This window comes from Helicobacteraceae bacterium (assembly GCA_031258155.1).
In the GTDB taxonomy this organism is placed as follows: Bacteria; Campylobacterota; Campylobacteria; order Campylobacterales; family SZUA-545; genus JAIRNH01.
On record JAIRNH010000032.1, the window covers coordinates 1 to 22,224 of the forward strand.

Annotated in this window: 27 protein-coding genes and 1 tRNA gene; 13 read left to right on the forward strand and 15 right to left on the reverse strand. The window is 50.3% G+C overall.

The annotated features are described in order from the left end of the window. The 3 genes from LBF86_04535 to LBF86_04545 all read right to left on the reverse strand — a co-directional run. Window positions 1-203: hypothetical protein (locus tag LBF86_04535; protein ID MDR0664772.1), on the reverse strand; the 203-nt coding region annotated here is incomplete at its 3' end. Between the two features lie 49 nt (window positions 204-252). Beyond that, window positions 253-327, reverse strand: a tRNA-Thr gene (locus LBF86_04540). A 186-nt stretch (window positions 328-513) separates the two neighbouring features. Further along, window positions 514-1,209: a hypothetical protein gene (locus tag LBF86_04545; protein ID MDR0664773.1), complete on the reverse strand. Its 696-nt coding sequence runs from the start codon at window positions 1,207-1,209 to the stop codon at window positions 514-516. A gap of 76 nt (window positions 1,210-1,285) precedes the next feature. Here LBF86_04545 and secG point away from each other — a divergent pair, with 76 nt between their 5' ends. The 3 genes from secG to pyrE are packed head-to-tail and all read left to right on the forward strand — an operon-like array spanning window position 1,286 to window position 2,821. Further along, on the forward strand, window positions 1,286-1,645 hold the full coding sequence (gene secG, locus LBF86_04550; GenBank protein ID MDR0664774.1) for a preprotein translocase subunit SecG: 360 nt from the start codon (window positions 1,286-1,288) through the stop codon (window positions 1,643-1,645). Window positions 1,646-1,647: 2 nt separating this feature from the next. Next, a complete protein-coding gene (gene frr, locus LBF86_04555) occupies window positions 1,648-2,205 on the forward strand; it encodes a ribosome recycling factor (GenBank protein MDR0664775.1) in 558 nt (185 codons plus the stop codon). Between the two features lie 7 nt (window positions 2,206-2,212). Then, window positions 2,213-2,821, forward strand: a complete 609-nt coding sequence (gene pyrE, locus LBF86_04560; protein MDR0664776.1) for an orotate phosphoribosyltransferase — start codon at window positions 2,213-2,215, stop codon at window positions 2,819-2,821. Between the two features lie 156 nt (window positions 2,822-2,977). On the opposite strand, the gene LBF86_04565 is transcribed toward pyrE, so the two are convergent. Further along, window positions 2,978-3,292 (reverse strand): hypothetical protein, encoded by a 315-nt coding sequence (locus LBF86_04565; GenBank protein ID MDR0664777.1) that lies wholly within the window; start codon window positions 3,290-3,292, stop codon window positions 2,978-2,980. Next, window positions 3,283-3,606, reverse strand: a complete 324-nt coding sequence (locus LBF86_04570; GenBank protein MDR0664778.1) for a hypothetical protein — start codon at window positions 3,604-3,606, stop codon at window positions 3,283-3,285. The genes LBF86_04565 and LBF86_04570 overlap by 10 nt, the downstream gene beginning before the upstream one ends. 542 nt (window positions 3,607-4,148) lie before the next feature. On the opposite strand from LBF86_04570, the gene LBF86_04575 reads away from it, so the two are divergent. Beyond that, the gene (locus LBF86_04575; GenBank protein ID MDR0664779.1) at window positions 4,149-4,619 is read left to right on the forward strand and encodes a hypothetical protein; all 471 of its coding nucleotides are present in this window, start codon (window positions 4,149-4,151) and stop codon (window positions 4,617-4,619) included. Window positions 4,620-5,198: 579 nt separating this feature from the next. Here the strand turns inward: LBF86_04575 and modD are convergent. The 5 genes from modD to LBF86_04600 form a co-directional block, all read right to left on the reverse strand. Continuing rightward, window positions 5,199-6,026: a ModD protein gene (gene modD, locus LBF86_04580; GenBank protein MDR0664780.1), complete on the reverse strand. Its 828-nt coding sequence runs from the start codon at window positions 6,024-6,026 to the stop codon at window positions 5,199-5,201. 43 nt (window positions 6,027-6,069) lie between these two features. Next, a complete protein-coding gene (locus LBF86_04585) occupies window positions 6,070-7,695 on the reverse strand; it encodes a cation:proton antiporter (protein MDR0664781.1) in 1,626 nt (541 codons plus the stop codon). Window positions 7,696-7,889: 194 nt separating this feature from the next. Further along, on the reverse strand, window positions 7,890-8,477 hold the full coding sequence (locus LBF86_04590; protein MDR0664782.1) for a hypothetical protein: 588 nt from the start codon (window positions 8,475-8,477) through the stop codon (window positions 7,890-7,892). A gap of 48 nt (window positions 8,478-8,525) precedes the next feature. Continuing rightward, window positions 8,526-9,125 carry a cyclic nucleotide-binding domain-containing protein gene (locus LBF86_04595; GenBank protein ID MDR0664783.1) on the reverse strand — a complete coding sequence of 200 codons (600 nt, stop codon included), beginning with the start codon at window positions 9,123-9,125 and terminating at the stop codon, window positions 8,526-8,528. Next, complete coding sequence (locus tag LBF86_04600) at window positions 9,122-9,964, reverse strand: hypothetical protein (GenBank protein MDR0664784.1); 843 nt, start codon at window positions 9,962-9,964, stop codon at window positions 9,122-9,124. Before LBF86_04600 ends, LBF86_04595 begins: the two co-directional genes overlap by 4 nt. Window positions 9,965-10,050: 86 nt before the next feature. Between LBF86_04600 and glyS the strand changes: the two genes are divergently transcribed. From glyS to nhaD, 8 genes are all read left to right on the forward strand, one after another. Continuing rightward, window positions 10,051-12,048 (forward strand): glycine--tRNA ligase subunit beta, encoded by a 1,998-nt coding sequence (glyS, locus tag LBF86_04605; GenBank protein ID MDR0664785.1) that lies wholly within the window; start codon window positions 10,051-10,053, stop codon window positions 12,046-12,048. Between the two features lie 63 nt (window positions 12,049-12,111). Then, window positions 12,112-12,825: a F0F1 ATP synthase subunit A gene (locus LBF86_04610; protein ID MDR0664786.1), complete on the forward strand. Its 714-nt coding sequence runs from the start codon at window positions 12,112-12,114 to the stop codon at window positions 12,823-12,825. Between the two features lie 6 nt (window positions 12,826-12,831). Next, entirely contained in the window at window positions 12,832-13,104 is a 273-nt protein-coding gene (locus LBF86_04615) for a hypothetical protein (GenBank protein ID MDR0664787.1), read from the forward strand. A gap of 26 nt (window positions 13,105-13,130) precedes the next feature. Then, complete coding sequence (locus LBF86_04620) at window positions 13,131-13,679, forward strand: thiamine phosphate synthase (GenBank protein MDR0664788.1); 549 nt, start codon at window positions 13,131-13,133, stop codon at window positions 13,677-13,679. 1 nt (window position 13,680) lies between these two features. Further along, window positions 13,681-15,111, forward strand: a complete 1,431-nt coding sequence (gene gatB / locus LBF86_04625; GenBank protein MDR0664789.1) for an Asp-tRNA(Asn)/Glu-tRNA(Gln) amidotransferase subunit GatB — start codon at window positions 13,681-13,683, stop codon at window positions 15,109-15,111. 61 nt (window positions 15,112-15,172) lie between these two features. Further along, entirely contained in the window at window positions 15,173-15,694 is a 522-nt protein-coding gene (locus LBF86_04630; GenBank protein ID MDR0664790.1) for a hypothetical protein, read from the forward strand. A gap of 9 nt (window positions 15,695-15,703) precedes the next feature. Further along, on the forward strand, window positions 15,704-16,078 hold the full coding sequence (locus LBF86_04635; GenBank protein ID MDR0664791.1) for a RidA family protein: 375 nt from the start codon (window positions 15,704-15,706) through the stop codon (window positions 16,076-16,078). Between the two features lie 174 nt (window positions 16,079-16,252). Continuing rightward, window positions 16,253-17,575: a sodium:proton antiporter NhaD gene (gene nhaD / locus LBF86_04640; protein ID MDR0664792.1), complete on the forward strand. Its 1,323-nt coding sequence runs from the start codon at window positions 16,253-16,255 to the stop codon at window positions 17,573-17,575. On the opposite strand, the gene LBF86_04645 is transcribed toward nhaD, so the two are convergent. The 5 genes from LBF86_04645 to LBF86_04665 all read right to left on the reverse strand — a co-directional run bounded on the left by LBF86_04645 (window position 17,558) and on the right by LBF86_04665 (window position 21,063). Beyond that, window positions 17,558-18,367, reverse strand: a complete 810-nt coding sequence (locus LBF86_04645; GenBank protein MDR0664793.1) for a metal ABC transporter permease — start codon at window positions 18,365-18,367, stop codon at window positions 17,558-17,560. The genes nhaD and LBF86_04645 overlap by 18 nt on opposite strands. After that, on the reverse strand, window positions 18,360-19,004 hold the full coding sequence (locus LBF86_04650; protein ID MDR0664794.1) for a metal ABC transporter ATP-binding protein: 645 nt from the start codon (window positions 19,002-19,004) through the stop codon (window positions 18,360-18,362). Before LBF86_04650 ends, LBF86_04645 begins: the two co-directional genes overlap by 8 nt. Next, window positions 18,991-19,857, reverse strand: a complete 867-nt coding sequence (locus LBF86_04655) for a zinc ABC transporter substrate-binding protein (protein ID MDR0664795.1) — start codon at window positions 19,855-19,857, stop codon at window positions 18,991-18,993. The genes LBF86_04650 and LBF86_04655 overlap by 14 nt, the downstream gene beginning before the upstream one ends. Window positions 19,858-19,933: 76 nt before the next feature. Then, window positions 19,934-20,746, reverse strand: coding sequence for a zinc ABC transporter substrate-binding protein (locus tag LBF86_04660; GenBank protein ID MDR0664796.1), 813 nt, complete (start codon window positions 20,744-20,746; stop codon window positions 19,934-19,936). 134 nt (window positions 20,747-20,880) lie between these two features. After that, window positions 20,881-21,063, reverse strand: a complete 183-nt coding sequence (locus LBF86_04665; GenBank protein ID MDR0664797.1) for a hypothetical protein — start codon at window positions 21,061-21,063, stop codon at window positions 20,881-20,883. Between the two features lie 348 nt (window positions 21,064-21,411). Here LBF86_04665 and LBF86_04670 point away from each other — a divergent pair, with 348 nt between their 5' ends. Continuing rightward, entirely contained in the window at window positions 21,412-22,164 is a 753-nt protein-coding gene (locus LBF86_04670; protein ID MDR0664798.1) for a M48 family metallopeptidase, read from the forward strand. The last annotated feature ends 60 nt before the right edge of the window (window positions 22,165-22,224 follow it).

Consider the following 22,224-nt stretch of genomic DNA (forward strand, 5'->3'; position numbering starts at 1 on the left):
CGCTGCTTAGCTAGTATAATCCCTTCATAAGCATCCGATCTAAAATCGTCGGCGCTATAGGCTAAATCGCTCCCATTCCTAACGCGATCTCTGACAATAGCGCAAATCATTTTCGCGCACTCCTCTGCTTCCTCTGCCGTCCAATATGGGACAATCGTGCGTAGCGTGAGCGGATCGATAAAGAGATGATTAGCGGCGGACATAGTCGCCCGTGCCGAGAGAGTAAAAACGTTTGGTCGATTGCGGCTTGGCTGGAGCCAATGGCGGGAATCGAACCCGCGACCGCTCGCTTACGAAGCGAGAGCTCTACCGCTGAGCTACATTGGCAAAGAGAGCGTGAAATAAAGGCGCAATTCTAGCCAAAAACCCTAAAAACGCCCGCGACGAGGGTAGTAAAGGCTTTGATCGGCGCGAAACGCAAATCAATCCGACGATCCCAAAAAATCGCCGATTATAACCGCCGCGATCGCCGCGCTAACTTCTTTATCGCGACGCTTAGCGGAAAAGATCGCATTAGAAACCGCCGATCGCAAACAGCGTCTCGTATTCCAACCGCGAGTTTGGATAGTTAGCCATTAGCCGTTTTGTCTCCGAAACGCTTAACCTCGTTTTGCCGCCGCCAATGCCGCTTTCGCGAATATATGAAAACATCTCGCGTTTCGAGCCAAACTCTAAACGATAGTTTTTGCTCCAAAACCTAGCGTTAAAATAGCGCGAAATTATCCCGCGCGCCTCGCGCTCGGATAACAGCGGCGTTTGCGCGCCGGAGAGGTCGCGAAGCGTTTGAAGCGTTTTGTCTGTAAAAAGCGCAAAGGCGATTTTGCCGCCAAAAGGCGCGATCGCCTTTAGCGTTTTATCGAGATCGCTTGCCCACTGGAGCGAACAGCAAGAGGCGATCAGGTCAAACGGAGCGTAAGCGGCAAGTTTTTCTAGCGCGCGAACGTCGTTGAAATCGACCAGCGCCTTGCGAACGCAATCGCCGCTTGGATGTAGCTTGATCATCGCCTCCGCCGCGTCGATCGCGGCAAAGAGATCGACGCTCCACGATATTTGACGATAGATCGCGCCGTCGCCGCAACCTATATCCGCTATACGCTTTGGCGCGTAATTTACGGCGCTTATCAACTCTTTGGCGATTGTCTTTTGCATGGCGCTCAGTCTCGCGTAACGCGCCGAAAATCTATCAAATCGTCGCGTCGCCGCTCCCACTAAGCTCCTTTACAGACATTTTAAGCTAAAATTCGCGCCGCATTTTAACCTACAAAATCTCTTGTTGGGAGTTTTTATGACAAGCGCTTTGCTAATCGCGCAATTCGTGCTGGCGGCAATTATAGTCGTGGTCGTCTTGCTTCAAAAAAGTTCTAGTATCGGTTTGGGCGCGTATAGCGGCAGCAACGAATCCTTGTTTGGCTCGCGGGGTCCAAACGCCTTTTTAGCCAAAGTTACCGCGTTTTTTGGCGCGTTACTGATAGCTAACTCCATCGCGCTCACCTATATCTACTATGCGGGGCGCGACGCTTCCGTAGTTGATCGCGCCGTTATTCAAACCCCCGCGAGCGTCGAAGAGCAAACGTCGATTCCGCTTGCGCCCGACTCGGCGGGGGTTCCAGAAACGTTGGTTATTCCCGACGCGCCAAAGGAGTAAGCATGCTAAAGCCGATTTACGACGAAACAAAAACGCGAATGCAAAAATGTATAGAGTCGCTAAGCCACGAGTTTAGCTCTCTGCGCACCGGCAAGGTTTCGCCTAAAATCGTCGAAAACGTCAAAATTGACTATTTTGGGACGGCGACGGCGCTAAACGCGGTCGGCTCCATAACCACGCCCGACGCGAATACGATCGTTATTACGCCGTGGGATAAGAGTCTGTTAAAGGATATTGAAAAGACGATTCAGATCGCGAATATTGGCGTTAATCCGTCTAATAACGGCGCGGGCGTGATTTTGGCTTTTGCGCCGATGACGCAAGATCAACGCAAAGAGGCGGTAAAACACGCCAAAGCTATGGCGGAAAAAGCCAAAGTCGCCTCGCGCAACGTTCGGCAGGACGCGAACAATAAAATAAAGAAACTAGAAAAAGACAAAGCGATTACCGAAGACGAGAGCAAGCGCGCGCACGACGAAATACAGAAAATAGCCGACGAGACAATCGCCTTGATCGATAAACATTTGGCTGAAAAAGAAACGAATATCCTTAAAATCTAGGCTAACTATGGACGTAGAGGCTATTTACAAAAACGCCGGCGCTATTTTGACGGGGCATTTTCTGCTTAGCAGCGGCGCTCACAGCGGCTTTTATCTGCAATCGGCTAAAGCGCTCGAAAATCCAAAAACCGCCGAAAAACTAGCGATCGCGCTGGCGGAGCAAATACGCGCCGCCGCGATCGAGGCGCAAGCCGTCTGCGCGCCGGCGCTTGGCGGGATTTTAGCCGGCTACGAATTGGCGCGAGCGCTTGGCGTTCGCTCTATTTTTACGGAGCGCGCCGAAGGCAAAATGACGCTTCGGCGCGGCTTTGAGGTGGCAAAAGGCGAGAAAGTTATCGTCTGCGAGGATATTATCACGACGGGCGGATCGGCTATGGAGTGCGCCAAAATCATCGAGGCGCTCGGCGGAGAGATAGTCGCGTTTGCCGCTTTGGCAAATCGCGGTTTCTGCCGTCGCGTCGGCGGCGCGGCGGGAGTTAGCGCGTGCAAACTGCCGCCCAATAAACCTCTTTTCGCGTTGGCGGATTTTGATTTTCCCATCTATGCGCCCGATCAATGTCCGCTTTGCGCCAAACACGGCGCGCCGATAAAACCCGGCAGCCGAAGCGCCGTATAAAGTCCTAATAAGATCGCAATCGTTTTGCCGATCTAACGCCGTAAGCGCAAGATTCCGTCATACCCGCGCAAGGCGGTAGAAACGCGATCGCTTCGTAATCAAAAGCGGGTATCCAGATACGCGCGCGCAAACGCTAAGCCAATCGTCAGCTTCCCATCATACCCGCGCAAGCCGGGTATCCATAACGACGATCGGCAAAAAGATGGAATCCCGCCTTCCTTTGCGATTACGGGCGGTAAACCGTCCTATCGCTTCGCGCAGGAATGATGGGGGCGGCGTTTTTAGTTTTACGATCCAGTAGTTACTATCGCCTTGGTTTTCCGTTACAGCGCCGTCAGCAAAGGAGTTAACGCCCGCGATAATATAGCCGCCGTCTTTTGTCTGTTGGATGGAATTAGCGTAGTCATTGGCGCTACCGCCAAGACTTTTTTGCCATTCAATAACGCCGTTTGCTTTTAGTTTTAGATCCAATAGTTACTATCGCCTTGGTTTTCCGTTACAGCGCCGTCAGCAAAGGAGTCAACGCCCGCGATAATATAGCCGCCGCCGTTTGTCTGTTGGATGGAATTAGCGTAGTCATTGGCGCTACCGCCAAGACTTTTTTGCCGCTTGATTATAGGGGGAGACTTTTGCTTATCGCCATCGTCGTCGTTACCGCCGCCCGCTAGTAATATTAGAAAGGTTAGGCTAATTACAGATAGTAGAAAGAGAACGAGAGGAATCTTTTTTTTGACCTCCAATAATATGATTAAAGCAAAAGCCAAACCGAGCGAACTGCATTGCAACAATCTCTTTTCCTGATGAAAATCAAAGTTTATGAATGTTAAGTCATTTACGCTTAAATTAGCGTTGATCTAATTCGCGCGAAAACAAAACGCAACGTTTGCCCGATGAAACGCAACTTAATAGTTAAATTGAAAGAAGCGAGACTTAAATTGAAACAAAGCGTAGCGCAGATTTCGCGCCGTTTGATTTAGTCGAAAAACGCCGATTGTATCGTCTCCGCGTTTACTCTGCTATCTATAGCCCCGCCGTTTATGAGCGCGAACGCCTAGAAAAACCGATTATATTATCGCCGCCCGCGTCTATCGCTATTAAAAAGGCGTTTAGCTAAAGCGAGCATAAACGCTTGAACAGTAGTCGCGTTTTATACGACGCAAAAGCCGCTTTGTTTGCGGCGGCTTATATTCAGCGTTTTCGCGCTTATCGGGACTACGGCTTAATATCGTCTTTGGCGCTTCTTAATTCCTCCCGCGACACATCGCGATATGCCGCTTGCGATCAAATAAGGAATCTTTATTGCTTGTTGTTTGACAAGGAGCGAGAGATGATCATATCGTCTTTTGACGGCTTGTCTTATTCGCGCGGCGACGTTTACGGACTAAATAGCGCGGCGACGTTAAGCAAAACGGGATTGTCGGCGCAAAATCAAAGCGGGACGACCAGCGATCAAGACGCGATCGAGCGCGCTTTTGAGACGGCTTCGATCGGCGCGAGCGAATTTGTAGCGGCGGATATGAAAGCGCGAATTTTAGAGGCTGACTTAAACTCGCAAACCTATGTAGAACGAGCGTTGATCCTGCGTTTTCAAAGCGCGCAAGCGCTAAGCAAATCAAGCGTAAACGAGGCGATAAAAGCCCAAAATCTAATCCTCGCCTCGCGCGGAGAGCCGCCGATCACCCCTGCGGAAGAGCGGGCGCTTGAAAGCCGCGCCCACGCGATCGTTAAACAGCGAATCGCCTTCCTCGACGCCTTTACGAAGGCGGCGGACGCAAAATTTGTTAAAATTAGAATTTAGTATAGTTTTTTTATATAAAATTAAGTTTAACTCGTTAAACTAGCCTCTATCTTAAATTTTGGGAGGCTAAATGATCAAACAATTCGCTTTGAGGCTCCGCGCCGCGAGTTGGATTATTCGCCGCCGAAACGATAGCGGAGCTATTCGTAGCGGCGCAAGAGGGGGCGAAGAAAAAGGCTTGGATCGGTAAACGCAACCAAATACGAACCTCTTTTACGCTCTCGCTTAATTTTATATCCGCGCAAAAGCGCTCGCGAGCTATCAAAGCGGAAAACGGCGGGGTTACGCCCGCGCGCCGGATAAAAACGGACGCGCTTAAACGTCCTTATGATACGAGCGGGCATTTAGGCGATCTTTAAACGCTTGCGCGAACAACGAAGGCAAAATAGACGATTTGACGTTTAGCTAAAGATTGAAAAGCTAAATGAAATCAACGGTAAGTCTTAGCGTCGCGCGGCGGAGGAAGCGGTTCGTTTGCGGCGTAGTTTTATAATTCGGTTAGCGTCGTAAACGCTTATTCATATCCCATTATATCCATCGCCCCGCTTTTGCGGGGCGATCATCGACGACGCGGACGCTTCAAGAGATATTTACCTCAAAGTCTATCGGCTTATCGTAGTAAAACTGCCAAGAGCTTACGATAGAATCCGCGCCGGCTTTTACATACTCTTGAACGTTGCTAGGGTCTATGCCGCCAGCGACGGCTATGCGGATGTTTGGCGCTAACTTTTTTATCTCTAGCGTATCGTTTGGAGATAGCTTATCAAGCTGTAATATATCCGCGTATGGCGCGAATTTTACCGCTTCGTCTATCGACTTTACCTCGATAATTATCTTTTTTTCAATCAATCGCCGTTTAATCTCGGCTAACCCGTCAAATACGCGCGCGTCGTCGCCAAGAAAAACGCGATGTTCGTTAAACAACAAAAAGGTCTCGGTTAATCCGGCTCGATGCGCGCTCCCGCCGCCGGCTAAAACAGCTTTTAACGATAGCGCTTTCGCGCCCGGAACCGATTTCCTAGAGCAACCTACGCCAACTAGCGGATTTGTCGCTTTAGCAAGCGTAACCAAGCGATTTGTCCTCGTGGCGATCGTAGAGGCGAAGCTAATAACGTTTTGCGAAACGCGCCACGCTAAATGAACGTTTCGCGCGGCGCCCGTCGCGCTAAAAATAACTTGCTTCGAGGCTATCGATTCGCCCGCGATCGCGTATTCTTTTACGACGAGATCGAGCTTTTGCGCGATCTTAACGGCTTCTTCGCAACCGCAAACGACGCAATCGCTTCTAGCCGCAATTTCAATCGTCGCCTTTTGATCGCATATGCCAAGCGCCTTTGTCGTTAGATCGAAATAGCCGATCTCTTCGGAGATCCACTCGTCTATAACGCTGTCTTTAATATAACTCAACTCGTATTCCTCGATTGCCGCCCTAAAAATGCGCGGCGATCTATTAAACGTTTTCCGTCTTGGCTTTAAGCGCGTATTCTATCATCAGTCTAGCCGCCTCTCTATACTCGTCCACAAAAGTCGCCGAACGCAGATCGCTAAAAACGCCGGGCGTCGTCGTATTGTTGGTTTTGATCACTAAATTCACGTTTGGATTTGCGCTGATGATTGCCTCCGCCGCAAAGCGAATATCGTTCTCTCGATCGATCGCGATAATAACGGCGGCGGCGCTTTTTACGCCCGCGTGTTCTAAAATAGATCGTTGCGCGGCGTTGCCAAGCATAACGGCGTGTCCGCGCTCGAATCCTTCCTCGACTTTCTTATACTGTCCTTCCACGCAGATATACGGAATTTCGCGTTCTTTAAGCATCTGCGCCACCTGTTGCCCTAAAGCCGCTCCGTAACCGATCACTATAACGTGACCCGATACGCTTGCGGATTGGATATTAGGCGCCGGCAAGCTCTGTTTTTTGCCGCGCTCGAAAAGCGAGGCTATGCGTTCGGAGTTTTTAATGATAAACGGCGTTAGCACCATAGAGATCGCTATCGCCGCCGATAGCTGCCCCAAAAACTCCTTGTCGGGCAGAATGCCCGCTTGCGTGGCTAAGGCGAAAATGGCGAAGCCAAATTCGCCCATCTGCATTAACGCGATCGCGCTCCTAACCGCTGAAAACTTATCGCTTAACGCGCGCGCGACGATATATATTACGATCGCTTTGCATAGCATAACTATCGCTACGACCGCGGCGATAAAGCCTATGTGATCGACAAGCAGTCTAAGGTTGATCTGCAAACCTACGGTAACAAAAAACACGCCCAATAACAGATCGCGAAAGGGCGAGAGATCGGCTTCTACCTGATGTTTATAATGAGTTTCGGCAATCATAATTCCGGCGATGAGCGCGCCTAAGGAGTAACTAAAGCCAAATTCATGCGCCAACAGCGCCGCGCCGACGACAATCAGCAAAACCGAGCCGATAAAGATCTCGTGCGTTTGCGAACTGTTTGCCAACTCGAGCAGTTTTGTTATGACGAATTTGCCGATCGTGGATAAGACGATCAGCACTATGATCGCCGATACGCTCATCTGCAAAATCAAATGCATAGGGGTTATGTCCGGCTTTGAAAAAAGCGTAACCATCAGCAAAACGGGGATTACGGCAATGTCTTGAAAGATGAGAATGCCAAGCGCCTGCTTGCCGTAAGGCTTGCCGATTTCGCCGCGCTCTTTGAGCAGTTTTAGCACGATGGCGGTAGAGGACATTGAAAGCGCGGAAGATAACACGACCGCCGCTTTTGGCTCTATACCCATAACCCAAATCGCGATAACGGAAAACAGCGCGGCGCTTACGACCACTTGTAAAAAGCCGAATAAAAAGACCTCGCGCTTCATCGCCCGCAAGTAATCGAGCGAAAACTCAAGCCCTATGGTGAACATTAAAAATACAATGCCAAACTCGCCGATCTCGTCTAGCGCGTGATGCTCCTCGCCGATCGTAAAAAGTTGCGCGACGATTACGCCGGAAGCAATATATCCGATCACGGGCGGAATATCGAGTTTCTTTAGATAGATGTTCAAAACGATGGCGATTGCGCTTGCGGCAATCACGACGAGGAGAATCGAGTCCATTAAGCGTCCTAGATTATTTTACGCGTATTGTAACGATTAACCCCGATAAAACAAGCCTTTCGCGTCTATTTTTTAAGCGATAAAGCGGGGCTATTATATTTTGGGGCAAGTCAAAACGGCAAAGTCTTTTCGCCTCTTTCGCGAAAAGTTGATCGCGATACGAAGGCGCGATTACGCGTAGCGCCCCGCTCTCCTCAAAATCGGGTCATATTGTAACCTAAAATCTGCCTTAGCGCCGGTTTAGAAACAAGTAGCTTGTTGTTGGACTTTATCCTAAGCGGCGTTTTAAAATGAAGCGCAATTTTTTCGGACGGCTTAGGTGCTTCAAAACTCTTAGGTTCGACGACGCCTAGATCAAAAACGCCGTTTTCATATACGACGCGATCGTTGCAAACAATTTTTTTGATCTCCGGTTTTTCGCGCTCGCGTCCAAAGCCGCAGGCGCTTGCCATCTCTTTTAGCGCGCTCAAAATATACGGCAGTTTTTCGCACGCCTTTTCAAACAGATAAAACGAAAAATCGTAGCTGTTTTCGCCGATCGGTTTGCTAAAACGGTAAGCGTGATAGACGTTTTTGCGTATAAAAAACTCGTCGTAGAGGCAGTTAGCCGCGCATTTACAACTCGCCTCGCCGCTTGAATCTTCGCACAGATACTTTGGATTTACGCAGGCAATTCGTTTTAGAGCCGCGCCGAACGCGCCGCGTAGCGTCGAGCCTAAAAACGGGTTTTGCGGCGAAACGCCGTCGCGAAAGAAAACGTCAGTTTTTATAAATCTAAGCATATTTGCTCCTAAAATTCGACTAACGCTCTTTGCGATCTTTGCCGAGCGTTACGCGCTTAACGTCGCGGCGGCGCCGATTTTTTTGGACAACGCGTTCGTTATGTTTATATATAACCGCAAAAACGGCGCGGCGGCGGCGCTCATCGCCCCCTCGTTTATCTCAAAACTAATCGCCGTCGTATCTGAGATCGTAGATACGCAAACGTTTTCGCGCGGCTCGCGGCTTATAAACGCCGTTTCGCCGATCAAAGCTCCGCTTCCCACTTGCGCGATCTTCTCGCTTTGCGCGTCGGACGCGGCGGCAAATATATCCGCGCTTCCGGATAGAATAAAAAATATCTCTTTGCCGCGATCGCCGCGCGCAAATAGCGTCTCATGAACGCCGTATGTTAAAAGCCGCGCGTTTTTTACAATCAGCGAAATTTCGCTTTGTTCAAGATTTTCAAACAGATATATTTTCGAGCGATTTTCAATTAGTTTTTGCATAGCCACGTCCAAATTAGACGCAAAATCGTTAGCGACTTTTCGGTTCGGAGCGATCGCTTCCGCTTCCGGCGGATTGATAGGTTTGATTACATGGCGCGAGCCAATCTCAAGCAACCTTTTTATTTCCGAGTTAGAGTATTTGGTATGATAAAAACCGCTCACTCAAAAACCTTTAGCGCCTCATGAAGATATATGTGCCAATCCGAAGCGCCGGTTTTATTAACGTCGATATTGCGCAAATAGTAGCTTATAAAAGTTTTCGTGCAATAGCCTCCCTCTATCCGCGCCTGCCTAAAAAACTTAGCTATTAGCTGCGAATCGGCGGCTAAATCCCATAGCAGTTTGTCAAAATAGTAGCTTTTTGTTTGAATAATTTCGCGTAACGCCGAATCGATATTTTCGGTATATTCGCGAAATCGCTCAAAAAAATTTGAACTCATCGATTCCTCCAGCGTTTTCAACTCCGCGGCGATAACGACGAGTTTATCTTTGGCTTTTGCAAAACCGTCGATCGCATCGACATATCTTGCGTTAAGCGCCTTTTGGCGAGCGATCTCTTCGGGAGTTTTCGGCGGCGGCGTTTCGGCAAGCTCCCGCCCTAAACTTACCATGCTCGCCTGATAGCGTTTTTTAGCGGCTTCGGTTACGATAACCTCGTTTTGCAATGCGTAATAGCGCGGCACGGTAGGCAGAAAATCGCGGACATAGGCTAACTTGCTAAGCCTAATTTTCTTGCTAAACTCCAGCAGATACGCGTAAAGCCGATCCGTATCCTGATGAATTTTTGAAAGCAAGCCGTCTTCCAAAATGTGCGGATCGATAGTTTTAAGACTGTTGTAAGCCGTAACTAGAAAACGGCGCAACTTGAGATAGTCCAGCTTAGGTTTCTCAAAGCCGTTCAAGTCGATAAAATCCAGCTCGGTTTGAGCCATATTCAGATCGTCGCCAAAAAAGCGATCCATAAAAGCCGCTACAACCGTTTGAATCTCTTCTGGCTCCAAGTTACGCTCGTAGTTTAAGTTACCGCAATTGTAGTCCAAAGCGGCTTTTGCTTACAATCCGCGCAAAGTTTTCAATAAGGCTGTCATTGAAACCGCTTTTGATCGAGATTGGGCTGGAAGAGGCGCCCGCCGCGTCCTTAATACGAGCGCTTGGCGAAATAGAGGACAAATACAAAAACGCGCTTGAAACGTTTGGGTTTTCGTCTCCTTTTTCGTTTGATTTTACGCCGCGCCGTCTGGCGTTTTATCACCCCTCTTTTCTAACCGCGCAAAAGAGCCGCGTCGAGATCGCGTTCGGTCCGCCGCTCGCAAACGCCGTCGCAAACGGCAAACCTACCGAAGCCGCTCTGGGTTTTGCGAAAAAATGCGGCGTCGCGTTTGAGGAGCTAGGCAAATCGACGCAAAAGGGACGCGAGGTTTTAAGCTACGAAAGGCGCGTCGAAGGCAGAACGCTAAACGAGGTTTTAGGCGATCTGCTAACCTCGTTTTTGCGTAGCCTTGATTTTGGCAAAACGATGAGGTGGGGAAGTCTCTCTTACGAATTCATCCGCCCCGTGCGCTGGCTGCTCGCTTTGCGCGGCGAAGAGAAAGTCGATTGCGAGGTTTTCGGCGTTAAATCCGGCGATTTTACTTTCGCGCACAGATCGTATAGCTTTGATCCGCAGAAAGTGAAAAGCGCGGAAAATTACGAAAAGTTTTTGCTTGAGCGCGGCGTGATTCTGAGCGCGAAAAAACGGCGAGAGATCATATTGACGCAATTTAAGCAAATAGAGGAAACAAACGACGTTCATATAGAGATCGACGAGGAGCTATTAGACGAGGTAACAGCTATTACGGAGTATCCGAACGCTCTGCTTGGCAAGTTTGACCGCTATTTTCTGGAGCTGCCGAGCGAGGTCGTTATAACCTCTATGAAAGTAAATCAGCGCTATTTTGCCGCGTTTAAAAACGGCGAATTAACCAACGCGTTCGTCGTCGTCGCCAACGCCTTTACGGAAGATTTTTCGGCTGTGATCGCGGGCAACGAGAAGGTGTTGCGCCCGCGTCTTAACGACGCGCTGTTTTTTTGGCGCAACGATCTTAAAAGCGGTCTGCAAGAGGAGCCGCTCAAACAAATCAATTACGCGCAAAATCTAGGCTCGATCTATGATAAACAAAAACGAGAACAGGAGATCGTAAAGCGTTTGCAAACGTTCTTTGGCGTTAAAGACGAGTTCGTCGAGCGCGCCGCCGCGCTGTCAAAGCGCGATCTGGCTACGCAGATGGTCTATGAATTTACCGAATTGCAGGGCGTTATGGGCATGCGCTACGCTCTGAAACTGGGCGAAAACGAGGCGGTCGCGCGCGCGCTTTACGAGCAGTATCTGCCGCTTGGCGAAGACTCCCCGCCGCCAAAATCGCAAACCGGCGCGTTGCTTGCGATCGCCGTTAAAATAGACGCTCTTATGGCGCTGTTTTCTATAGGACTAATTCCGACCGGCAGCAAGGATCCCTTCGGCTTGCGGAGAGCGGCGGCTTCCACAGCGCGCATCGCGCTGGATCGAGAGTGGTCTTTGTCGATCGACGCGCTTATAAAAACGCTCGGCGATCTTTATAAGCCTTTCGATTACGGCGCTCTTAAAAGTTTTTTCAAAGAGCGGCTCTATTCGGTTTTAGGCGGCGCGGCGTCTATAATTAAAGCGGTTACGGAGGCGGGCGAGGACGACGTTTTAGAGATCGCCAAAAAAGTCCGCGCGCTGGAAGCGCTCGTGAAAAACGAGAGCTTCAAGAACAATTTCGCGCTTTTCAAACGGGTGGCGAATATACTGAAAGATTGCGATCTAAGCGCGCTAAAGGTCGATCCAAAGCTGTTTGAAACCGACGAGGAACTAGAGCTTTTTAAAGCGAGCGAAAAGATCGAATCAAAGGATTACTCCCGCTTGTTGTCCGAACTTTTCGCCCTCGAAAAGCCTTTGGATCGCTTCTTTAACGCCGTATTGGTAAACGCGCAAGATCCCGCTATCCGCGCCAACCGCTTAGGATTGCTCTCAAGCGTATACAAGCGGTTCTTGACAATCGCCGACATAAAAGAGATCGGTTTCTAAGGAAGGCTAGGATATGCTCAACAAAACTTTTTGGGTTTTCGGGGGAACGCTCTGATGGAAGCGATGGACGCGAGAGTATTTACTTTCTTAGGTCAATTAGGACATATTTTTGGATTCGAGCACGGCGACGACTACTTTTTTGTCTATCAAATGCTCGCGCACAGCGTGTTGGTCGCGCTGATCATAGCCGTTTTGGCTTACGCGGCGACGCGCAAACTCAAAAGCGTGCCAAGCGGTTTGCAAAACGCGCTGGAGTGGTTTGTGGAGGGAACGCATAAGCTCGGCGCGGATATTATGGGCGAGGAGCGCGCAAGAAAATACGTGCCGCTTATCTGCACGCTTGGGCTTTTCATCTTCGTTTCAAATATGATCGGTATTATTCCGGGCTTTGAGTCGCCGACGGCGAATATCAATATCACTGTGGTTCTGGCTCTGTCGGTCTTTATCTATTATAATTTCGAGGGGATACGCGCAAACGGCTTTTTGCGCTATTTCGGACACTTTGCCGGACCCGTTAAAGCGCTCTCGCCGCTTATGTTTCCGATCGAGGTTATTTCGCATCTATCGCGCATAATCTCTCTTTCGTTCCGTCTTTTTGGCAACGTAAAGGGCGACGATATGTTTTTGCTGGTTATGCTTTTGCTCGTGCCGCTTGTCGCGCCTTTGCCCGCGTTTTTTATGCTCTTTTTCTTCGGGCTTTTGCAAACTTTTATCTTTATGATTCTCACATACGTCTATATCGGCGGCGCCGTTATGATTGAAGAAGAGAGCCATTAAACGACTTTGAAGAGCTTCGCTTTTGAATGGCTGTTGGGATTTGCGAGCGGGGCGGCGTGGGTCGCTACGTTTAGCGGCGCGTATTTCGCGTTCTCTTACGTCTATCCGCTCGGTTTGCCGAGCGCGATTTGCGCCGCCGTTATAGGGTTGATTCCCGGTCTTGTCGTGATCGCGGTTTTAGAGGGAGCGAAAAAACTGTTTGAAATTTACGACGAAATAAAAAAGCAAAACTTTCTGCTAGAAACGATCGCGAAAGAGTTAAACTCGCGCTCGGAGTAGCGCCTGTTTCTTCTCGCCGCGAAGCTATGAAAAAATATCTCGTGTCCGATCCTAAGTATTATTCGCCTTTTCGTTTTGCCAACGCGTTCGCTAGAGCCTATCGCCTCTATCGTCCCGATTTTTTATGCCTGCGCGATAAGAGGGCGCGAAACTACGCCTTAGTAGCCAAACGGTTTTTGTATCTTGCCAGACGCTACAAAGCTAAGCTGATTTTGCATAACCGACGGCGTTTAGCCAAAAAGCTCGGCGCCGACGGCGTTCATCTAAGCGCCGATCGCGCGCGCGAAGCTAAACTGTCGGCGCGATCGGGGCTAATCGCGATCGTAAGCTGCCATAGCGCAAGCGAGGCGCGACGCGCGATTAAAAACGGCGCGACGCTCGTCGCGCTTTCGCCGATATTCGCCGTCGCAAACAAAGGCGCGCCGAAAGGCGTAGGCTTTCTTAACGATCTTGATCCTACAATACGCAAAAGAACAATCGCCTTAGGCGGAATAATAAGCGAGCGCGAAACGGCGGCGCTGGCAAACGCGGGCGTTTTCGCGTTTGCCTCTATTAGATACTTCGCGAGGAAATAAAATGGAATTTGAAACCGTAATCGGATTAGAGGTTCACGTCCAACTCAACACCAAAACAAAAATGTTCTGCTCCTGCGCCGCAAGTTTCGGCGATCCGCCAAACTCGCATACCTGCCCCGTCTGTCTGGCTCTGCCCGGCGCGCTACCTACGCCAAACCGCGAGGCGTTCGCCAAAGCCGCCCGTTTTGGAAACGCGATCTACGCGAAGGTGCATAAGACGAGCGTTTTTGATCGCAAAAACTACTTCTACCCCGATCTGCCAAAGGGTTATCAGATCAGCCAGCTACATCATCCGATTGTGGAAGCGGGATATTTGACGATCGATTTCGACGACGGGACGCAAAAGCGCGTGGGCGTTACTCGCGCTCATTTAGAGGAAGACGCGGGCAAAAATATCCACGACGGCGCCGTTTCCAGAATCGATCTAAACCGCGCGGGCGTCCCGCTTCTGGAGGTTGTAAGCGAACCGGATATGTCAAGCTCCGACGAAGCGATTCGTTATCTTAAGAAACTGCACGCGATCGCGCGTTACCTGGACATTAGCGACGCCAATATGCAAGAAGGCTCTTTTAGGTGCGACGCAAACGTGTCGATCAGACCCAAGGGCGATCCAAAGCTCTACCCGCGCGTGGAGATAAAAAACCTTAACAGCTTTAAGTTTATTCAAAAGGCGATCGAATACGAAGTTTCAAGACAGATCGAAGCGTGGGAGGACGGGCTGTATCAAGATAAAGTCTGGCAGGAAACAAGGCTTTACGACAGCGTAAAGAACGAAACGCGATCGATGAGGGGCAAAGAGGAGTCCGCCGATTACCGATACTTCCCCGATCCCGATCTAACGCCCGTCACGCTGGACGAGGCGCTTTTAAACGAGGCGAAAAATCTGCCAGAATTACCCGACGAGAAACGCGCCCGATATATCAAAGATTGGTCGCTAAGCGCCTACGACGCGGGCGTAATTACTAGCGATTTGAGTCTCGTCGCCTATTTTGAGACGTTAATGCGCGGCAAAATATCGCCAAAAAACGCCGCCGCTTGGCTGACTACGGAGCTGCTTGGCAGACTAAATAAGGCGCAAAAGACGATTACTCAAAGTCCGATAAACCCCGAAACTTTGGCGCGGTTGATCGAACGAATAGAGGACAAAACAATTAGCGCTAAAGCGGGAAAAGAGGCGCTGGACTACCTTTTTGAAAACGGCGGAGAGGTTGACGCGGCGATCGAGAAGCTAGGATTAACGCAGGTGAGCGACGACGCGGCGATCATTCGCGTGATCGACGAGGTTTTGAGCGAAAACGCGGCGAATTTGGAGCGATATAAAAGCGGCGAAACAAAGCTGTTTGGCTTTTTTGTCGGACAGGTTATGAAGCGTAGCGGCGGCAAGGCTAATCCTATAAAAACCAACGAGTTGCTAAAAAACCGAATAGGGTAATACGTTGCGCGTCTCAGGCGTTTTTCGCTATTTTTTGGCTCGCAAAAGAGAAAGGGCGACTATGTTTAGAGCGTTATTGATTTTATGCGTAACTTTTTCCGCTATGAACGCGGGGATTTTATTTGGAGCTAGATACGGAATAGCCGATCAAAAAGGTTCGTATAACGACGTTGGGACGAACAAAGACGATCGGCGACCTTGGGGCGCGGGGCTGATGGCTGGTTACGGCTTTGAGAGCTTCCGCGTCGTAGGTTCGATAGACGATTTCGACAAAAAGAAAAAAGCTACGCTCGCTACGCTTGGCGTTCACATGATTGAAGCCGACGACGAGTTTATACACGGATTTTTAGGGCTTGACGTCGGACAGTTAGAATATCGGCACGAACTAGCGCCAAAGGCGGAAAAAGTTACGGTCGGCGGCTTATCGATCGGGCTTATCCTGCTAGACGATCGTTTTCCTAGCATGCAGATGGAGCTTGCGTATCGCTATCTAAAACGTTTCGGCTCGCTACCGGACGAGTTGGAAATAAAAGACGTTCAGCAGATATATCTAGGGCTATCTTTCGACTTAAATCCATTTTAAGGAGCAGGCATGCAAATCGTATCAACGCCGAACGCGCCCGAAGCGATCGGACCGTATTCGCAGGCGATAACGCACAACGGGCTTGTGTTCGCGAGCGGGCAGATCGCTCTTAAACCCGACGGCTCGTTTGTCGGCAGCGGCATAGCCGATCAGACAAAACAGGTATTCAACAACCTAAAAGCCGTTTTAGAGGCTTCCGGTAGCGGCGTGGACAAGGTTTTGAAAACAACGTTGTTCCTAACCGATATTAAGGATTTTGCGTTGGTTAATTCGTTATACGCGGAGTTTTTCGGCGCGCACAAACCCGCGCGAAGCACGATCGCGGTAAAGCAGCTGCCTAGAAACGCTATGATAGAGTTGGAGTGCGTCGCGACGACGACGTAAAGACGCGCCAAACTCGCGTCTGAAACGATACGGTTATAAAGCGCGCGGGGTTTTATCTTTCGTTTTGCCCGCTAAGCGCGTAGCGCGGCGGTATAAACGGCGGTTTTAGGCGCCGGTTAGAAAGATTTAATAGATCTTCGGCTACGATCGCAGAAACAATCAAAAGGCTTATTGATGCATGAAGCGACTTTGACTACTAGTTGGATTGGCATACTATGCCTGATTATATTCGTAATCGGATATGTCTGTATCGCTATGGAGGAGCAGCTCCATATCAACAAATCAAAGCCCGCGCTCTTTATCGGCACGTTTATGTTTATCCTGATTGGCGTATATACGTTTATAAGCGGCGGCGAGAGCGGCGCTTTGCACGACGAGGTTAAAGGTCTGATCGAGGAGATCGCGGAGATATTTTTCTTCTTATTCGTCGCTATGACCTATATTGAAACGCTTATCAACCGCAACGTGTTCGAGACGCTTAAATACAAGCTCGTCGCAAGCGGCTTTGGCTATCGCAAGCTCTTTTGGCTAACGGGTCTGTTGGCGTTTTTCATTAGCCCCGTAGCCGATAACCTTACGACGGCGCTAATCTTATCGACCGTGCTATTTACGATCGACAAGACGCGCAAAGAGTTTCTGGTTCCGGGCGCGATCAATATAGTCGTGGCGGCGAACGCGGGCGGCGCGTGGTCTCCGTTTGGCGATATTACGACGCTTATGGCGTGGCAAGCGGGCAAAGCGCCGTTTATAGACTTTTTCTTCATTTTTCCAAGCTCGATCGGAGGCTGGCTACTCACCGCGTGGCTACTTAGCCGATTTGTGCCGGACGAAAAACCTAATTTCGATCCAAGCAAGGAGGGGGCGGCGCATTTGCGTTACGGCGCGCGCGCCGTAATAGGGCTTGGCGTTTTCACGATCTTTAGCGCCGTTATGTGCGAACAACTATTCCATATCCCGCCTATGTGGGGCATGATGTTCGGCTTGTCGCTTCTGTCGATATTCTCTTTCTATCTGCAACGTTTTCATAAAGAGGATTCCTTCAACGTCTATGAAAGCGCGCGGCATATCGAACTCGATACGCTGGTCTTTTTCTTTGGTATCCTAGCCGCCGTCGGCGCGCTCCACTATGTCGGTTATCTAGGGTTGGTCGCTCATGCCTACGAGGTAATCGGACCTACTTGGGCGAATATCTGCGTCGGTCTGGTTTCTGCGGTCGTCGATAACGTGCCTGTGATGAGCGCGATATTAAAAGCCAACCCCAATATGGGCGTTGATCAGTGGCTGTTTATAGCTTTGACGGCGGGGATCGGCGGCTCGCTTATCAGCTTTGGCAGCGCGGCTGGCGTCGGCGTGATGGGCAAACTGCGCGGGATTTACACCTTTATGGCGCATATTCGGCTTGCGTGGGCGGTGGCGCTCGGTTATATTCTTTCGGTGGTTATCTGGTATGTGCAGTTTGAGATTTTACACTGGTATGTTCTAACGGGAAACCGCTAATCTTTTCGCGGCGGATAAGACGATAAACGCGGCGGCGGCGACCAATACGATCGCCGCGCCGCTGGTAACGTTGAAAATAATCGAGAGCGCAAAACCGCAGACGATAAAAACAAACGACAAGATCGCGGCGAAAATCATTGTTTTCCATAGGCTATCCGCATAGCTTTGCGCTATCCAAACGGGAATCGTCAGAAGCGCGATAACTAGCATTAAACCGACCATGCGAATGGCGATTACAATCGTCAGCGAGGAAAAGACTAGCAGCGCGATATAAAGCGGCGCGACCCTAACGCCTTTGCTCGCCGCGAACTGATCGTCGAAGGCGATCGCGAGCAGTTTGCGGTAATAGACGATCGCCCATATCGCGATTACCGCGTCGATCGCGCAAAACGCCAGCAGATCGCTTCGCTCGATCGCCGTTAGCGAACCGAACAGATAGCTCATTAGATCGCCGTTATAGCCGGACGCGAAATCGGCAAAAATCACGCCGATCGCCATTCCAATCGCCCATATCACGCCGATCGCCATATCGCTTTGGCGGCGGTTCTTTAACGTGATAAACGCCATTAAGAGCGCCGCCAAAACGCTAACCGCGCCTACGCCAAGCAACGGCGAAAAACCGAAGAAAAACGCGATTCCCACTCCGCCGTATGCCGCGTGCGCTATGCCGCCGCTTAAAAATACGATCCGATTTACCACCACAAGCGAGCCGACGACCCCCGCGGCGATCGCCAGCAAAAGCGAGGCGATCAGCGCGTTTTGCGCAAACGGCATAGCTAATATCTCAATCATTGCGCAATATCTCGTCGCCGACGACGCTCTTGTTGATCGTAATAACCCGATCCGCGTCCTCTCTTAAACGCGAGCGATCATGACTTACGCACACAATCGCCGTCGTCTTTTTTAACTCAAGAAGCGTTTTGGCGATCTCAATATCGCCGTTTGCGTCTATGCACGAAGTCGGTTCGTCCAACAAAAGCGCCTTTACGCCTCCGACGATAGCGCGGGCTAAAAACACTCGCGCCCTCTCGCCGCCGCTTAACTCGCCGATCTTTTTACGCGCCAAACCAGCCGCCCCAAGCCTCTCTAGCGCGTCTAGCGCCTCGCGTTCGTTCGGTTTTTTATTCGGAAGAAAGCCCATTTTAACCGTCTCGATTGCGTTTATTGGAAAACTAAGATTTTCGCCGCGCTCTTGGGGCATATAGCCTATCTGAAACGGCGTTTTTCGCGCTTCATATCCAAACAAAAGCGCTTCGCCGCGATCGGGTTTTAATATGCCCGCCAAGACTTTAATTAGCGTGCTTTTGCCGCCGCCGTTTGGACCTTCGATCCCTAAAAACTCGCCGATCTCAACGCTAAAACTTATATCCTCGATCGCCCAAGCGCCGTCGCGAAAAAAGCTAATCTCTCTCGCCTCAATCGCCGCCATCAAACGCCTTGATCAGCGCGTCGGCTATGTCGCGCATTAAACTTTCCCACTCCTCGCTCATAATCGTCATAGGCGTTACCTCGACTCCAAGCGCGGAAGCCAGCGATAGCGCGCTTTTAGGCGAAACGCCGCGCTCGACGAAAACCGCGTTTATCTTTTCGTCTCTAGCTAACTTGATCAGCGCGGCAAAATCGGAGGGCTTCGGCTCCTTGCCCTCGAATTCGATAAAAAGCTGCCGCAAACCATACTCGCGCGCGAAATAGCCCAAAGCGGGGTGATGGATCAAAAAAGCGCGATCTTTATACGGCTTAAACCGCGCGGCAAGCTCTTTGTGGATCGCGTCAATCTTCTTTAACGTGCGTTCTCCGTTTGTTCTGTAAAGCTCGGCGTTGATCGGATCGATTTCGGTTAGCGCGTCAATTATCGCTAACGCTTGCGCGCGCATAGCCCCCGCCGAAAACCAGATATGAGAGTCGATCGCGGCGCGTTTATTGAAAGTTTGGTCGTCGTCCGCGCCGTAACGCGGCGGCGTTAGCGTCAGTTTCTCTATCTCTCGATCCGTGTGAAACACGCGCATATTCGGCGCGCTCTGCTCAAATCTTTTTAGCCATATTTTTTCAAACTCCACGCCGCACGCCATATACGCCGACGCTTTAGTTAGTTTCGCCATTTGAAGAGGTTTTGGCTCATAGGTATGCGCGCTCGCGTTTGGCGGCGACATTACGAGCGTCTTTGTCCTTTGCGCGCCTATATTCTCAACCAGCCACGCCTGAGGCGCGACGCTGACGGCTACAACTATCTCCGCGTCGGCGATCGCGGCAAACAACGCCGCCAAACATAGCGTTCGCAACATATAGCGATAACTCCTCCCATTTTGACCGCCTTTAATGCGCGAGCCGCCGCGAACAAAAAGGTAACGCGCGTTTTTGCTAGTTAAACGCGGTGATTAAATTCACGGCGATAGCGTGCATCATCGCCTCCCAGTCGTCTTCTACAATTCCAACCGTTACGACGCTTAGCTTCAAATTTTGAGAAACGGTTTGCGCGGCTTTAGCGGAGATTCCGTCCGGAACAAACAACACGGTGATCTTCTCGGTCTCGACGACGTTTTTCAGCTCGCTAATCTCGGCGGGCTTCGGCTCCCCTCTAAATTCAACCGCGATCTGCCGCAACCTATAATCGTTCGCGATGTAACCGAGCGCCGGCGAATATACCAAAAACGCCTTGTTGTAATACGGCGCCAACAGCGAGGCGATTTGCGCTTTGACGCGATCAATTGTTTGAAATAGCTTCATGCCGTTTATCTGATACTTGCCCATATTTGACGGATCGCTCTCGCTAAGCGCTCTAACAATCGCCTGCGCCTGAACGCGCATAGCCGTAGCGGAAAGCCAAACGCGCGTATCGTCCGCGCCGTTGGTTTTCAGTCTTACAAAGCCTCCGTCGGTAGCGTAAACTTTTAACTGCGGCGCGGCGCTTTTGAAACGATCAAGCCACGTCTTTTCAAAATCGACGCCACAGGAAAGATATATATCCGCTTTCGTCAAACTCGCTATTTGCGCCTGTTTAGGCTCATAGGTAAGAGCGCCGGCGTTTTTCGGCGCGATCACAATCACATCGACGAGATCGCCCGCGATCTGTTTTACGAGCCACGCCTGAGGCGGAACGCTCACGGCGACGACAAGTTTTGCCTGAGCGAACGAAAACGATAAAGCTAACAGGAAAAATATAGAGCGTATCATCTGTTTGACCACCGCTTTTTTCGAACATTATAGCAAATCGTTATTGAGTTAAGGCTGACAAACGCAAAACGCCCTTTACGGGCAAAAGCGGAGAAAAAGCACAACAAAACTAGGGCGTTTTACGCCGTCGAGAGTTAGGCGGCGAGCTTTGTTTCTTCCGTTTTGCCTTCGTCGATTACGCCGATCGCTTGAACGCGCGAAAGGTCGATCTCCTCGCAGATCTCTTCCTCGGACTCAAAGGCGATATTCATCGCGGATAGATACGAAATGCTACTGTTATCCATCGGTAGCTCAAGGTTATGCGAAAAAGCATACATGGGACGCTCCTTTTTACAATGTTCGCGATCGCCGTTTAATCCGTCGCGAATTACGTTTTCAAAACCAACAAAGTAATTATCGCCATACTTTTGGACATAGTGATGATTATAATTTAATCATAACGCTGAAATTTTTCTGAACCGCGCCAAACAAACGTTGCGCGTAAGGTTTTCGCGCGCGAATATTTGGCGGCGGCAGGCTAGATCATCGCGCGTTAGCTTGATTATTCCGCCGGCGGCTTAGCGGCGTTTTGCCTCTTTTAAAACTCGTTTGCCGTCCCTGAATTTTGATGTTAAGCGTTAAAGGCGTAAATTCCGTTATTAGAAATACCAATCAAGGCGGATAATATGAGACTGGCGTTGTTAGGGTTGGCGTTCGCCGTTTTCTTTAGCGGTTGCGCCATAACGCAAAAAGCGCCCGTAACGGGGCGAACGCAACTTATTTTAATCGGCGAGGATCAAGAAAAACAGCTTGGTCTTAGCGAAGCCGAAGAGATACTGAAAACCTCCAAACAATCGACGGATAAGGCGCTGACCGCGCGCGTCGTCAACGTCGGCAAGCGGATCGTAGCCGTTTCGCCTGAGGCGAAAGCCTATACATGGGACTTTTACGTGCTGGAGGATACGACGATCAACGCCTTCGCCCTGCCCGGCGGCAAGGTGTTTTTCTATACGGGCATCTTGAAGCTAATGGCAAACGACGATCAGATCGCCTGCGTAATGGGACACGAGATAGCGCACGTATTGGCGCGGCACGGCGCGGAGCGTATAAGCCAACAACAACTTGCGGGGCTAGGCGGCGAACTGCTATCTTCCGCGCTAAAAGTCCCCGCGAAATATCAGAGCGTCTATCAGTCGGCTTACGGCGCGGCAGCGAATCTCGGCGTGATTTTGCCCTATAGCCGCAAACACGAGAGCGAGGCGGACGCGATCGGCGTCGAGTTGATGTATAAGGCGGGTTATAATCCAAGCGAAGCGGTAAAATTCTGGAAAACGATGGCGGCGCAAGGCGGCGGCAAAACGCCTGAGTTTTTATCGACGCACCCCTCCGATACGCGCCGTATTCAGGATATAGAACAGCGGATCAAAGGATTAAAATAGGCGCGATCGTAATTAGCCCGCTTAACTCGTAAAACGAGGCGGGTTATACATACGAAAGCG